10 protein-coding genes are annotated in these 14248 nt (G+C 53.9%); 5 read left to right on the top strand and 5 right to left on the bottom strand.

All coding sequences use genetic code 11. The features are described 5' to 3' along the window. Positions 1 to 68: 68 nt before the first annotated feature. The 5 genes from VN12_RS01125 to VN12_RS01105 all read right to left on the bottom strand — a co-directional run bounded on the left by VN12_RS01125 (position 69) and on the right by VN12_RS01105 (position 9616). Positions 69 to 2786: an amidohydrolase family protein gene (locus VN12_RS01125; RefSeq protein ID WP_146675104.1), complete on the bottom strand. Its 2718-nt coding sequence runs from the start codon at positions 2784 to 2786 to the stop codon at positions 69 to 71. Positions 2787 to 2791: 5 nt separating this feature from the next. After that, positions 2792 to 4129, bottom strand: a complete 1338-nt coding sequence (locus VN12_RS01120) for an amidohydrolase family protein (protein WP_168164132.1) — start codon at positions 4127 to 4129, stop codon at positions 2792 to 2794. A gap of 52 nt (positions 4130 to 4181) precedes the next feature. Next, the gene (locus VN12_RS01115; protein WP_168164131.1) at positions 4182 to 5495 is read right to left on the bottom strand and encodes an amidohydrolase family protein; all 1314 of its coding nucleotides are present in this window, start codon (positions 5493 to 5495) and stop codon (positions 4182 to 4184) included. Further along, entirely contained in the window at positions 5492 to 8278 is a 2787-nt protein-coding gene (locus VN12_RS01110) for an amidohydrolase family protein (protein ID WP_146675101.1), read from the bottom strand. The genes VN12_RS01115 and VN12_RS01110 overlap by 4 nt, the downstream gene beginning before the upstream one ends. Positions 8279 to 8344: 66 nt before the next feature. After that, positions 8345 to 9616, bottom strand: coding sequence for an amidohydrolase family protein (locus VN12_RS01105; protein ID WP_146675100.1), 1272 nt, complete (start codon positions 9614 to 9616; stop codon positions 8345 to 8347). Positions 9617 to 9719: 103 nt separating this feature from the next. Between VN12_RS01105 and VN12_RS01100 the strand changes: the two genes are divergently transcribed. The 5 genes from VN12_RS01100 (at position 9720) to VN12_RS01080 (ending at position 14206) form a co-directional block, all read left to right on the top strand. Next, the gene (locus VN12_RS01100) at positions 9720 to 10199 is read left to right on the top strand and encodes a DinB family protein (RefSeq protein WP_146675099.1); all 480 of its coding nucleotides are present in this window, start codon (positions 9720 to 9722) and stop codon (positions 10197 to 10199) included. Positions 10200 to 10373: 174 nt separating this feature from the next. After that, a complete protein-coding gene (locus tag VN12_RS01095; protein WP_240491282.1) occupies positions 10374 to 10979 on the top strand; it encodes a glutathione peroxidase in 606 nt (201 codons plus the stop codon). A gap of 142 nt (positions 10980 to 11121) precedes the next feature. After that, on the top strand, positions 11122 to 12222 hold the full coding sequence (gene holA / locus VN12_RS01090) for a DNA polymerase III subunit delta (protein ID WP_146675098.1): 1101 nt from the start codon (positions 11122 to 11124) through the stop codon (positions 12220 to 12222). 112 nt (positions 12223 to 12334) lie between these two features. Then, the gene (gene rplS / locus VN12_RS01085) at positions 12335 to 12685 is read left to right on the top strand and encodes a 50S ribosomal protein L19 (protein WP_146675097.1); all 351 of its coding nucleotides are present in this window, start codon (positions 12335 to 12337) and stop codon (positions 12683 to 12685) included. A gap of 135 nt (positions 12686 to 12820) precedes the next feature. After that, complete coding sequence (locus VN12_RS01080; protein WP_146675096.1) at positions 12821 to 14206, top strand: ATP-binding protein; 1386 nt, start codon at positions 12821 to 12823, stop codon at positions 14204 to 14206. The last annotated feature ends 42 nt before the right edge of the window (positions 14207 to 14248 follow it).

Here is a 14248-nt window from a genome sequence, read left to right as displayed (position 1 = left end):
CCAAGGCTATAACGCCACCCAGATGTCTAACTCGGGCATAGGGAGGAATGAATCGGTGCAGCAGCATGTTATTCCTTGGACTCCTTCAAGAAGACGATCTTACCGTCGATGATGACGGCTAAGACTTCTGTGGCGATATCGAGGGGGCTACCGCTAAGCACAACAAGATCTGCGTCACGGCCCTCGTCGATCGCCCCGATCGAGGGCAGTTTCAGCGTCGCGGAAGCCGTCGTGGTCAGCGCCGCGAGTCCTTTCGACTTTGCGAGACCGCGAAAAGCGGAATAGGCAAGCGCTTCGCTAAGCTGTTTCACTCCCGTAGTCCCTTTGGATTGAACCAGAAAGGGAATATTCTGAAGCGCCATTTCGGCGGGAAGATCGATCGACTCCCCTCGTTCCTCGATCGAAAACGCCGGCCCGAGAATGACCGGTAATGATCCTTTGGAGATCCAGTCGGAAGCTTCCCACAGGCCTTTGCCTCCGGCGAGAACCAATGGGAGCTTGTACTCGGAGTGAAAGAGCTTGAATGCCAGTTCTGCCCCACGGAAATCCTCGATCTCAACAATGGCGAGTATCTTTCCTGCAAAGAGCTCGCGGTATGGCTCCAAACTCGCATTCGATTTCGGCTTTTCTGGTTCTTTGGGCTTCTCGGGCTCCTTCAATCGCTCGAGCTCCTTTTCCCCTTCTTTCTCCGCACCTTGTTGAGCCTGACCTGGAGATTCCTTTTCGCCGGAGGAACCTACCGACTTCGGTGCACCGCTAGGCTTACTCCCTTCCTTGGGATTTGGATTCTCGGGCGGATTCGAGGTCAAATCGGCCGATTTTTTTGATGCCTCTTCCTGCTTTTTCTTTTCGGACTCTTTTGCCGCGTCGTCGAATTTCCTCTTCTCGATCTCGTACGCTTTTATTTTGGATTGATATTCGAGCATGCTTTCGTCATATCGCGTCCAAGAGTCGACATATTGCTTAGCGGTGAGAAGTGTTCTCCTGGAATTCAATTCAGCCGTCGTCAAGTTCCCGCTCACTTCAAATCGGATAGCGACAGGATCCTTGAGCGCACGAGGTCGATCTAACAACTTGAAAGCGATGACAGGGCTAGGCAATCGAGAGCTGCTCAGCAACGCGGTAGTGACACCTCCCTCTCTCGCGAACTGAATGGCCGGGTCGTCGTAAGCGAGGAGGGAACCCAGTTTTGTTTCCAGCGGAATAGTTTCCGACAACGGTAACCCTAGCCCCAGCTCCGAACCCGCATCGATGAATCCCGGTACGACGACGCCATCCGGGAAACTCAATCGACGGGCATTGCGGGGAATCGTAGCCTCTTTGCCCACCGAGCGAATTTTGCCCGAAGCCACTGTGATCTTCCCATCGGCGACGACGCCATGGGGGGTGATAATTTGGGATGCGTCGATCACGATCGCATCCGATTCCACCTTCTTCTCATAAGCCTTTTGGCCATCGACATAGGTCGCTAAAACTTCAGCACCTTCTTCGAAAGGAGGATCGGTTAGAAGCACGAAGTCAGCATCCATTCCAACAGCCAGACGCCCCACACGACTGTCTACGCCAAGTATTCGAGAGGGATTCCATGTGAGGGCAGCTAAACACTCGTCGTGTGTCCATCCTCCTCGTACAAGTTGCTTGGCTAAGAAAAATATGGATTTCAGATCGGCGTCCGTCGCAGCCTGGATGGCAACCTTATGAACAAATCCCTGCCCCTTCATTCGTTCCGCAAATTCCCACGGTTCCAAAACATTGCGATCCACCTCGCGTGGCACAGGCGGATTGTTGATAGCTCCTGGTCGGACTTCAGACTTGAGCACCACGCCCCGGAATGCGTTCGAAGCGAGCAACGCTTTATCAAACGGTTGAATAAATTCCTTCGGCGCGACGACGTACCATTCGCCTGGGAGCCATTTGGATACTCCCACCGCCGCTCGAAGCTCACTACCCGAAGAGGCATGGATTTGGAAAGTTCGTTTGGCATCGAGCCAGTTTCGAAGTGTTTCAATGGAAAGATCCTCGCTCTTCCCCGACTTGGTCCCCTCAAAGATCGCGCGAAGGCCCGCCATGACTTCCGCCAAAGAAGCCCCTAACTGCGGTTGCGTCGGTTTTAAAGGCCTATCTACCGAAACAGCGCCGACGGGTGGCTCGTAGATGGTGGGTGGATTAAGCGATTCACGTGAGAGAACGATCTTCATGCTCTCTTCTGCCTGAAGGATTCGATCCGCGGTCTCTTTACCGGCGAGCTTTACGATCGCACTCTTCCCTGGCATCAATCGATTGCTGGGAGCAGAAAGGTGGACGGTGGTAATTCCCGCCGCGAGAAGCTCGGCTCGATCTTTGAAAAAATCGAACGCATCGATGGCGCGATTTTCCGGAGTAAATGTCCGCGGCTCATCGTTTCCTCTTTCGACGAGATTTGTATCCGCCATCAAAAGTCCTGGAATCGCCGTGGCATTGCGGCAGTCGACCAACTTGTCGGATGGCTCCCATTTCACACTCGATCGCGGACCAATTGCAACGATCTTGCCTTGCTGAACGACGATGACCGCATCGCGGATGGGAGCTTCGCTTCCAGAGTAAAGTTGACCAACTTGAAAAATAGTTCTCGAGTCCGAATCATCCGGGTCGGCAGCGCCGAAAGCGCCCACCTCTGCTCTAACCGACGTCGGTAGTGCACAGACAAATCCAAAGATGCAGAGGATCAAATTGCAGAGAGCGGTTAGCTGGAGCCTCATCACTTTGGTCCTCGTCGCTGAAATGCGCAATCCGTCGAATGTTGACATGGCAGCTACTCCGCTTTCGGGGATAAGAGTCGCTTTAGTTTGTCGTCGTTGGACCGATCGTATACGACCTTCCCGTTGACAATTGTCTTCTCGACCCAAGTCGCCGTTCGAAGTGGTTTTCCAGAGAGAATTACCAGATCCGCATCCTTTCCTGCTTCAATTGAACCCACTAGCTCCGAGACCCCCAGCAATTCGGCCGGGGTCAGAGTCAAGGCCCGAAGAGCCGCTTCTTCCGACATCCCCGCCTTCACAGCCACAGCCGCCTGATACCAAAGGTAGCTAGAACCAATTGTGGTTCGGAAACCGCCATCTCCGGTTTGAAAAACGAACGGCACCTTCGCATCCAGAAAAACCTTGGGTAGTACCACTTTAGATTCCATCCGCGTGCGAGGCTCCGACTCCCAAAAGACCAGACTCTTGTCAAGAACAACGGGATGCTTCGCATCTTTCAACAGGTCTACTGCTTTGTATGCGGTTCTACCCAGGACGAAGATACAATCGAGGCTGTAGTCCTTGGCGAGCTGCTTTCCGTTGGCGACATCCATCGCGGAATCGCAGTAAAGGAAAACCGGAGTCTTTCCTGCAACAACGTCCATCATCACATCTAAGCCTTTGGACGCATACAAGGCTTCGCTAGCTGCATTGTTCTCGGGCTGCGAAGCATCGGCACCATTCCCATCGGGCTTCGGCGCATCGTCTTGCTTCTTTTCACCGCTTTCGGGTTTGGCTGACTCCTTCGAGTCCAGTTCTCCTTTGCTTCGCTTCTCCAAGGATTGTTTTGCTTTGTCGAGTTCCTTTCGCAATCGAGCCAAATGCCCCATCCGGCTTCCGTTGGTTGGTTGCATGGCCACCTTTACTCCCGCATCTCGCCGCACGATCATGTCGTCGACATACTGCCCAGCAGTCTTCAAAATTGCGGATCGTCCTCCTACGAGCGTGCTATTCCCCGGTACGATCGCAATTGTCGTGACTCCGTTTCGTCGCGACTCTTCAAAGAAATCGAGCACGGGATCTATCGAGTCCACGACGGAAAGGAAGGGGACAAAATCATTTCGTTCGTTCGACTGCCCCATGCCTTCCGAAGTATGCGCCTCCACGAACCCTGGAATGACGACTTTCCCTTTCGCATCGATCACGGTCGCTTCGATGGGAACTGGAACATCCTTACCGACGGATTCGATTTTTCCATCGCGAATGAGGATCGTCCCGTCTTCCATTCGACCAGCCGAGACGGTCAGAATCGTTCCACCTTTTATCGCCAAAGTATCCGCGAGCAATCCGGTAACCTGGCAAGCGAAGGTGAAACCCCACGCAGCAATCAAAACCAAACCTTTGCGTTTCATGAATCTGTCCCGGTGCACTCGTTTGTTATGTATGTCTTGATTACGTACTTGACTAAGGTTGAGATAGCACTTTGCCATCGACCATCACCCACTGGACTGCCGTTCGGAACTCGAGTGGATCCGAGTCCAGGGCGAGCAAGTCGGCCGCCTTGCCTTGCCGAAGCGACCCGACGCTCGAGTCGATCTTCAAGATAGACGCGGGGCTGAGCGTGATGCTGCGGAGCGCCGCGTCGCGACTCAGTCCAAATCGATGCGCAAATCTTGCTTGCTCGAGCAATTGATCGCCGGCCAAGCAGTAGGTAGCGCCAGCTGCATCGAGTTGCCCGAGCACATTCCATCTTCGGGCGGTACCTTCCTCTCCGCGTAGACCTCCAACACGTGACGACGTGGCGAGGCCGGTGAAGACGATCTCTGGCTTCCTTTCCACAATGGTATCGATCAGTCTATACGCTTCGTCTCCACCTACGATGATGGGCCGAACCCCAAATTCGTTTTGCAAAGTGAAACAACTTTGAATGTCGACTTCGGTGCGGCTTACAGAATAGAGAGGCAACGACTGATCCAGAGCTTTGCGAAGGATCGTCATTTTCCTCTCATCCAGGTCGTCAGTGGTCTTCGACTCGATCGCCTTTTGGAACGAACTCCGGAGAATCCAAACCACCCCCATTCGATTGGTGGGCTGCCGCATGAATACCGTGTCGGGGCGTCCCCGCGATTGGTTGCGACCTGTCGGATCGGTACACAATGCAATGGTCAGCCCGCAGTCCTTCTTCATCAGGTAAGGAGCATTGGAGTTATCAACGTTTCCCGCCGTCTTCACCATACAGCTGACGCCGGCGAAAACCGACTGCGACCCGGGAATCACATGCGACGTCGTAATCCCTTCATCGACCGCACGGGAAAAGGATCGGGATCCCCAGTCCATCGTCGAAGAGGTGTCGAAGTCAGGCGTTACTTCCGCGGAAACTTCGGATGTTCCACCCGCGAGCCCCAGATCGGAAGCGGCGTTCACCAATCCAGGCATAACCCATTTTGCTTGAACGATCTTGGCTCCCTCCGCGACGACTTCTTTGCCAATCGCCTCGATCTTGCCATTTCGAATCAATATTGCTCCCGGTTCGAGCATTTCACCGTCGCCGGTGATCACATGTTCTGCTTGGACCAAGACCGCGTTGCCGCCGTCCGACGGACCGTTCGCACATGCGTCCACCCCTATGCACGGATTGGAGACCAAACATGCCGCTATTGTCGCGAGCTTGATCCCAGAAATCTCTCTCAACATTCCGAGCTTTCGATCGAAGAAGGTGGATGGAAAAGCAAAACCCGCGGACAAAATCTTTCGACTCATCTCTTGCTTTCGAATCATTGCTGCGCTCCTTCCGTCCAATAAGGAGCGGACTCCTCTTTCTCGACGGAGAGCAGCGAACCGCGAACGATGCAACGAGGCCGAGGAGCGTGCCCCGATAACAAACCGCCCGTCCAGACCACGAAATCCGCATCCTCTCCAACCTGAATTTGTGGACGATCGATTTGGAACAATGCCGCAGGGCCATCGATGAGCTGCTGCAATACATACTCCTCGCGAACCCCTGCCCGAACACATTCCGCGGCAGCACGCAAGGCGTCTCGCCCTGTCTCGCCTGCAAAGAGGAGTGGAACCCCCTGGTCGAAACTTGCGACCACATCGCGTCCATACCAAAGGTAGTCCTCCTCGCTTTCCGAGGTGAGAATGAGTGTCGCTTTCGATTCGGCGAGCGTCCCCAAATGATCACGCAGCGATTTGATACCGTAAACGGCCGCTCGCAGCCCCCACTGCTTGGTCATCCGGACGCAAGCATCCAATTCGGCACCCTCGCGCACCACGAAAAGGGAAATAAGCGATCGATCCCGCAGTTGTACGGACTTGCTCCGACTGGTTTCGCTCCACCAAATCGAAGCTACGTCTGGAAGAAACAGACGAGAGCTTGCGGAACCGGTACCGAAGAATTCCTGAAGCATTTGGATCTGGCCAGCCAGGCTGGAAGGAAATCGACCTGCGTTGCGCGCCGATTCACTCAGCACGAACTCGATCGCAACAGTGCCGACGTCTAAATCGTTTGGGGGGACGGTAGAAACCAGATCGATCTGTCCTGCTATGGTATTAGCAGGAGAGGAGGCCAACGCCACATGATAGAAACCACTCCCTCCCCATCGTTCTCTCGCCCGATTCGAGCCATCGATTGCATCACTCGTTTGTATGGGAAGCGAATTGGATTCCGCCCCTGCAATCGCATTGTTCGCAATGCCTAGCGTCGCAAAAGGGGAAATCAAACCAGGTGTGATAGGAAGATCGTTTACATCGAACCGGGCAATCCCGCTCTTTAACTCTGTTACGTCCGAATCCACTTTCTGAACCGAAGCAATTTTCCCGTCCCGAACTTGAATCACAGCGTGGATGAATTGCCCGTCCACCCACACGCGTCTGGAAATCACTTCGTAGGATTCTGGCAATCGATCGGGAAGTGTCATCGGCTTTGCTTCCGTTCCGTTGTGGGATTTCGCCGAAGTATCACCCGAGACCGGCCGTTTCGAGTTCAGTTCTAGTTCCTGGGTGCGATCGATACCCTCGGTGAAGACGCGTAGCACGGGGGATGTTAAATCCAGAGGATGACCGCCAAAGAGAACGAATGTCGCGTCCTTGCCTGGCGACAAGGTTCCCAGCTGTTGTTCCACTTGTGTCAACTTGGCCGGTACCGATGTAATGGCTTGCAACGCCCGATCGAGGGGCATACCTGCGGCGACTGCGGACGCCGCGACGGTCCGCAAAGATTTCGAACCGCGCGCTGCACCGGAGAACGTTCCGATGCCGATAACCCCTTTATGCTTCCTAAGCAGTTCTGGATAGTTGGACGTCGCCTGCAATACGGAAGCATCCCCGGGGAACCATGCGTCCGATATCGGCTGGAGGACAATTGGCGTCGATGTCTTGGTCAGTTCGTGTGTCGAACGTCCGAGTTCGTCGAGCGATTCCAGGACCCACTGCACATCGGGAAACCCTTTCATCAATTCCTGGGCAAACCGAAGATCGTTGATGTTGTGGACTTCCAGACGGACCGGGATTTTGCCGGCGAGCAGGGGCAAAAACTGTTCTTTGATCGAATCCTTCACCGGTTTTTCAGGTGGCTTTTCCCCTGCTTTTTCCTGTGTCTTTGCAGCATCGCTCGACTCCTTGGAAGGCTCTTTTCCGGAATCTTTCGCTGGCTGCTTTTTTTCGCCTGTTTCTTTTGTTTCCGTTTCTGACTTTTTCGATTCCAATTTCTTCAGTTGGGATTCGTATTCGTCCCACTTCTTTTTGTAATCTACCAATCCCTGCAACCATGCTTTGAGGGAATTGGTCCGTTGCAATCTTTCTCGGTTAGAACGGGACGTTCCCATCGACATCTGCAATCCCGCTGCATCCGAGAGAATTTTCGGACTTGCCGAAGCGTCTGGCCAGGATGAAAGAAGAATGCCGCGACCTCCGATTGCCCCTCGCGACGATGGTTGGATATAGACAGCCGTCACACCCGTCGAAAGGATCTCTCGCCAATTTTCATCGACCGGATCGATAGCATCTCGAATGGAAAGCGAGCCATCGTTTCCCGAAGCTTCCAGGTCCGATGCATCCAACCAAAGACTGCTTCGCAAATCGATCAAGCCCGGTGTTAGATAGGCACCTGCAGCGTCGATCCGTTGGTACCCTTCAGGAATGGGCAAATCGGGACCACCGACCGCTTCAATTTTCGAACCTCTCACCACTAAGGTCCCATTCGGCACCGTTCCCTGATCGGCCATGGTCAGGATCGTTGCGTTCACCACAGCCACCTTGATGTCCGCAGGCTCCCCAGCGATCGACGCGGTGCGCACCCACGAGATGCACGTATTCGAAGATAGGGTTGTCACGAGAAAAAGGAGACAGAGCCACCCCATCACGTGAAACGATCTCCTGATGGAGGCTCGCATAATGCAGACCGTTTGCCTAAAAAGAAACGAACACGCAGGAAGCAGTACATAGACCGCTCCATGCCGATAGACACGTGGTGATCCGCGGAGAGGAGCAACGCGATCGAGTTCCTGTTCCAATGCAAAAGAGCGAAGGAAGCGAATCGAGTCGCGATACGAAGCGGACACGGCTAAACTACTCCGATGGTAGCGACTTGGCAACCGTTTGGTTCGGCGAATAGTTCAACCAATCCCTCAATTCCGCACGGGGGCAGGCGACTGGAGGCTGGACTGCTCGGAGAGTTTCTCTCGAACTCCAGGGATCAAACGGGCCGCGTTTTCATGGTAAATTTTTCGAAGAATCTTGTCTTCGAGAAAGATCCCGTAGATGTTCCAGTCTCCTTGCGGTGGCGGGACTTTATCGGAGTAAGCAAAGTATTCGTCTTTCGTTTCGAGGAAGCGCCAATAGGAATGCAAACGTTTTTCCGGCCATGGACCATCCGTACCGAAAAGGATTCGGTCTTGATACCGGACAAAGAAATCGCGAGACGTGTAGGGCTGCCGGCCCAATTCGTTGATGCGTGAAGCGAACTCGACATGAAGGTTGGGGTATTCCTCAAGCCAACGGGACAACTGAGTCAGGTCTTCCGCATCGTTCCCAAAGTGTGCTGCGATGAAACGAGTTTTCGGATGGCGTCCGACCACGCGATTTCTGGCTTCCAGCAAGGCATCGCGGGACGGGAATCCGTCGCCATGAAACGACCAATCAGGATGCTGCTCGAGCTCTCGCTTTCGTTCATTGATTTCCGTGATGGGCCGAAAGAAGGCACTCGGATCAGCCGTGTGCATTAGGACAGGGAGTCCAAGCTCTCCGCAGGTTTCCCAGATCGGATCCCATCGCGGGTCGTCAACCCGAAGCAACACGCCCATCGCATCGCGATAGCCAAGTCCGAAGTCCTTGAAAAACTTGAGACCACCGATCCAATCCTTTCGATGAGCTTCCCGAAGCTGTTCCACCACGTTACGGATGAAATGAGGTTGATTGCATTCCCACTTCGCAAAGTCCTTTTCGTCCGCCGCACCTCGGAAGTCGATATTCGCGAAGATCACAAAGCGATTCGCGTAGTCAGCCTGTAGGAATTTCACGTGGCGCTCTAGTTGTGGGCCAAGCGTTCCATCGAGAGAAACCGAAATCGCGATGTTGTTGCGATCCATCATGGCGACGTACCGTCGCAAAAGGTCTTCGTCATGCCGACCTTTGACCCAAAAGTGGGTATGGCAATCCACAACCGGGAACTTGGCTCTCTCGATCGCCGTGCGGGGCATCCGCGCACTCGGGTGTAGAAGCCAATGATCGGCCGTTGCTGACGGCGAACTTTGTAGCGAACTTGGCGGTGCAGCGATTTGTTCCGCAGGTCGCTTTTCTTGTGACAGGGATGTTTCGAAAGGGGTCGCCCCCAGCATCCATGCAATCACGACCAGAAACCAATTACGTCGTTTGCGCGTTTCCAAGGTGGCCCAATCCATGATGGGGAAGCGATTCTTTCGAAGAGAATAAAATGGGGCGGGCGTGATTCGCTATGATACTCTCTACCGGTTCGTTGACTCCAGGAATGAAAGGTGAACAAGCATGTTCGATCGCAAACGCATCGACGTTTACGAAAAAGGTGGTGAGAAACTAAAGCAGGCTTACGAAGGGGTTACTTCCGAGCAATTGCAGGCGGTTCCGCCGGATGGTTCTTGGTCGCTACAAAAGATCGCAATTCATTTGCTAGATGCCGATTTGATCGGGAGCGATCGGATGAAGCGAATTGCCAGCATGCCCATTCCGCTCTTGGTCGGTTTTGATGAGACAGCCTTCGCTAGTCTTCCCGGTAGCGAACTCCTTTCAGCGCACGACGCCGTCGATCTGTTTCATCGAAACCGCTGCATGACGGCGACCATTCTGCGACACTTACCAGACAACGCCTTCGAACGCTTCGGCATTCACACCGAGGGTGGAAAAGTAACTCTGTCGGATATGCTTGAAAACTATATCCATCACCTGGATCATCATCTGGCGTTTGTGGCCAAGAAACGGAAGCCCGTCGCGTCACAATCCGCCGGGTAGACTGATCCGACTTGACTCGGTCGCGTACAATGTCTTGTCGTAGCGGGCGTGACTCCTAGCGTGAAAGCCCGGGTGAACTCGCTTCGGCCGAGTAAAAACCGCCCGCCTTTCGCGAGGATTCCTCGTCTCCGTCCATTTCCCAGCTCCCATTTCCCTCCCCATTTCGAGGTCCCCATGTCGAATTACAAATCGTTGTTTGCAGGTATTGTGGCAATGGCCATGATGTCCGGTTACGTCTGTACCCCTTGCATGAATTCCCCAGTTATGGCCGACGAAAAGAAGACGGACGTCCCCCCTTCCTTGGCGTTTCAAATGAAAGATCTCGACGGGAAGCCTGTCGATTTGGCGAAGTACAAAGGGAAAGTGGTTTTGTTCGTAAATGTCGCCAGCAAGTGTGGTTACACGAAACAATACGAAGGCCTCCAAAAGTTGTTTGAGAAATACGAATCGAAGGGATTGGTCGTCGTAGGCGTCCCCTGCAATCAGTTCGGTGGACAAGAAGCGGGCAGCAACAAGGAGATCCGAGAGTTCTGCACCAGCAAGTACCAAGTCACCTTCGACATGCTCGACAAAGTAGAAGTCAACGGCGATAACGCTTGCGATCTCTACAAGTATCTTACGACCCAGCAAACGACCCCGCTCCCTGCTGGTAAGGTGAAGTGGAATTTCGAAAAGTTCGTTGTCAATCGGGATGGCAAGGTCGTGGGCCGGTTCAGTTCCGCTGTGACCCCGGAAAACGATGAATTGGTCGCTCTGATCGAAAAATCCCTAGGAAAGTAAACTCGAATTCCTTGCGCAGTGGACGAGGCGAGTCCTAACTTTCGGGGCTCGCCTTGAACCCGCTTTTGGGGTGAGATTGACGCGATCTATTCTCGGCCATTGCCAGGATCGCTATACTCGACCGCGTTGTTTTGCGGAGGATATGGGATTTTCTTTTTTCTGGCCGGAACGAGGAAGCACATTGGCAGAAAAGGCAACGGCACAGCAAGCCTTTGAATTCTTGGATAGTACCGTAGCGCGACCTCTGCCTTATCTTATCGCGTGCTTTGGTAGCGACGATTTCTTGCGGCGCGAATCGATCCGCCACTGGGTTATGGGGAGCGGGATTGAAGCGGAGTCTGTCCGGAGTTTTGAAGGGGACGAGGCGGCATGGCGCGATGTGCACGATCAGTTGTCGACTCGTTCCTTGTTTGATGATTTGGGGATCCGCATCGCGGTGGTCCGCAATGCGGACAAATTCATCAGCAAGTACCGCGAATCGCTTGAAAAATGGGCCGACTCCCAATCCAGCGATTGCTCGCTGATTCTCGAAATCCAGACATTTCCAGCCAACACAAAGCTCTACACTGCGATTTCGAAGAAGGGGAAGCTCGTCAAATGCACCCCTCCGCAGAAAGCATCGTGGGGAAATCCCCCGGACGATAAAGCCTTGCAACAATGGGTCGTCTCGTGGGGAAAAAGCCGGCATGGGCTCGAACTCACAGCCAACCAAGCAGCTTTGGTCGTCGAACGCATTGGAGCTGTATGCGGACTGATCGACTGCGAACTCGCCAAGCTCGCGTTGTTCAAGGATGGGAAAGGGAATGTTCCAAACGATAGAGTCGCGGAGCTGATCGGCGGTTGGCGAACCCAGACAGCTTGGGAGGTCGCCGATGCGATTGCAGATGGAAAGACCTCGGTAGCCTTGGAGCAGCTAGAAAAACTGCTCCACGCTGGGCAAACCACCGTCGGGCTCGCCGCCCAGATTTCTTGGTCACTCCGCCGTTACGGAGTCGCGGCTCAATGGATCGAGCAGTGCGAAAAAGAGGGGGACAAAGTTTCGCTGGGCTCGGCCTTGGAAAAGGCTGGCTTCAACCGATTCGATTTGGCCAAATCCGAGGCCCGATTGCGTCGAATCGGTCGTGCTCGGGCAAAGAACCTACTTCAGGCCTTGGTCGATTTGGAGCTCAAACTCAAAGGGAGCCACAGCAACGAATACAGGGCGAGGTTTGCATTCGAATCCCTGATATTTTCTCTCTCCTAGCCCCAAAAACGTGGAAAAGCTGTAGTTTGGCCTTCCCAAAGTTCGATCGCCTTGTCAACATATTCCGCTTGAATTGACTAGAAGTTTGCCTCGTTTTGGTGTTTTTGGAATCATGAGCCAACGATTGCTCCAATTGGTTGAACAGTCTTCCCTGAAGGATAAAGTGGATACGTTCGGGATTGGGGACACAGTCGATGTCCACACGAAGATTCAGGAAGGCAACAAAGAACGGATCCAGGTTTTCAGTGGAACCGTGATTGCTAAGAGTGGATCGGGAACCCGTGAAATGTTCGTCGTTCGCCGCATTGTGGCTGGTGAAGGTGTCGAACGTAAGTTCCCAGTTCATTCGCCACGTATCGACAAGATCGAGGTGAAGCGCCGATCGGTTATTCGCCGTGCAAAGCTCTACTTCTTGCGTGGACGCACCGGTAAGTCGGTCCGTTTGGAAGAACGCCGCGGTTAGTATCGGGTTACAAAAGGTCCACCGCATGGTCTGATAATGCGGTCGGCGTCATTAGCGAACAGGGCATCGAGCGTTCAGGCCGGATCATGGCGGAGCGAATCACGATGCCCTTTGTTTTTTCTGTGTGAGTAGCTGATGATGAGTGAAGGGGTACGATACTCTCTCGCGGAACCCCACATTTCCACCGCGATCTGGTTAACGCAATTGCGTTGGGTGGCGGTTGCGGGCCAGTTATTGGTGATTGGTTCTGTGGTTCTGCTGGTCCTGATACCACTCCCCCTCTTACCGCTTCTCGCACTGGTAGCCTGGACTGCCGCAAGCAACATTGGTTTGGGGGTATGGGCTAGACGGCTTCGAAATTCACTTGCACACTCCCCGTCCAGAGTTGGGTACGAATCGTCGAGCTCTCTTGTGGCCGATGCGGCCACCGACGACTCGATCGGCAGTCGCGTTCTCACTGCGATTCTCTGTATGGATGTTGTCACGCTGACGGGGCTTCTCTATTTCACAGGGGGCGGCGCCAACCCCTTTCTTATCTTCTACTTCGCAAACATAGCGATCGCGGGGATGATCCTGCCTCGCCAGTTAGCTTGGGTGGTTGCATTCCTTTCGGTCGCAGGGGTTAGCTGGCTACTGAATGAGGCACGATCGATCGATGTCATCGCCAATTCCCCACTGGATCCCAACGCACCTTGGGGAGTTTCCAAGTTCGCGTTTCTTGTCGCCTTTGCAACCAGCTCCTGCGTGATCACGTTTTTCGTCACCATGCTCGCAGGGCAGCTTCGGGAACGGGAGAAACAACTGGCCATCGCAGAACAGGAAAAGGAGAGATCGCGACGGCTAGAAGCCATGGCGACGTTGGCAGCAGGAGCGGGACATGAGCTTGCCAGTCCGCTGTCGACCATCGCCGTTGTTGCAAAGGAGCTTTCTCGTAATCTTGAGAAGTACGAGGTTTCGTCGGGCATTCGGCGCGATGTGGAATTGATTCGTGAGGAGCTGAACCGGTGCCGCGATATTTTGCATCGGATGAAAAGCGGGGCAGGAGAAGCCGCAGCGGAACATTTGCACCCGATCTCCCTCTCTGAGCTCATCCAAGAAACCGTCCAAGCCATGCGAGAACCGCATCGCGTCGTCGTCGATTTGCCAGCAGACATCGCCGAAAGAAGGGGGTTGCTTCCCAAGCAAGCCCTCTCGCAGGCGCTGCGAAATTTAATCCAAAATGGACTCGACGCCTCTCCCCCCGAAGCGATCGTGACATTGACGATTCGTGAACAAGATAATGCACCTGGGTTCAAGAAGTGGGAGGTAACAATTACCGATAGCGGTACAGGACTCAGCGAGGAAGTCTCGCGCCGTATCGGCGAACCCTTCTTTACGACCAAGGAAGTGGGGCAAGGAATGGGGCTCGGAGTGTTCCTGACCCGCAATGTCATTCAAGGGATCGGCGGGACGATGAAATTCATGAGCCGAGCAGAGGGTGGAACCATTTGCGAAGTCGAAATACCCACCAAGAGCGTTTAAAGCAAACCCGCGAACTTGAGAGGCCGACAATGACAATGTATG

Origin of the sequence: Pirellula sp. SH-Sr6A (genome assembly GCF_001610875.1) — a bacterium.
Lineage (GTDB): Bacteria > Planctomycetota > Planctomycetia > Pirellulales > Pirellulaceae > JBKCUI01.
The sequence above is the reverse complement of the archived record's forward strand: the minus strand, read 5'-3'. Positions and strand labels throughout refer to the sequence as shown.

Bases quoted from the DNA above. Each gene is read 5' to 3' on its own strand.
- VN12_RS01120 (WP_168164132.1), bottom strand. From the start codon at position 4,129: ATGAAACGCAAAGGTTTGGTTTTGATTGCTGCGTGGGGTTTCACCTTC.
- VN12_RS01105 (WP_146675100.1), bottom strand. From the start codon at position 9,616: ATGGATTGGGCCACCTTGGAAACGCGCAAACGACGTAATTGGTTTCTG.
- VN12_RS01100 (WP_146675099.1), top strand. From the start codon at position 9,720: ATGTTCGATCGCAAACGCATCGACGTTTACGAAAAAGGTGGTGAGAAA.
- VN12_RS01080 (WP_146675096.1), top strand. From the start codon at position 12,821: ATGATGAGTGAAGGGGTACGATACTCTCTCGCGGAACCCCACATTTCC.
- VN12_RS01095 (WP_240491282.1), top strand. From the start codon at position 10,374: ATGTCGAATTACAAATCGTTGTTTGCAGGTATTGTGGCAATGGCCATG.
- VN12_RS01125 (WP_146675104.1), bottom strand. From the start codon at position 2,786: ATGTCAACATTCGACGGATTGCGCATTTCAGCGACGAGGACCAAAGTG.
- VN12_RS01115 (WP_168164131.1), bottom strand. From the start codon at position 5,495: ATGATTCGAAAGCAAGAGATGAGTCGAAAGATTTTGTCCGCGGGTTTT.
- rplS (WP_146675097.1), top strand. From the start codon at position 12,335: ATGAGCCAACGATTGCTCCAATTGGTTGAACAGTCTTCCCTGAAGGAT.
- holA (WP_146675098.1), top strand. From the start codon at position 11,122: ATGGGATTTTCTTTTTTCTGGCCGGAACGAGGAAGCACATTGGCAGAA.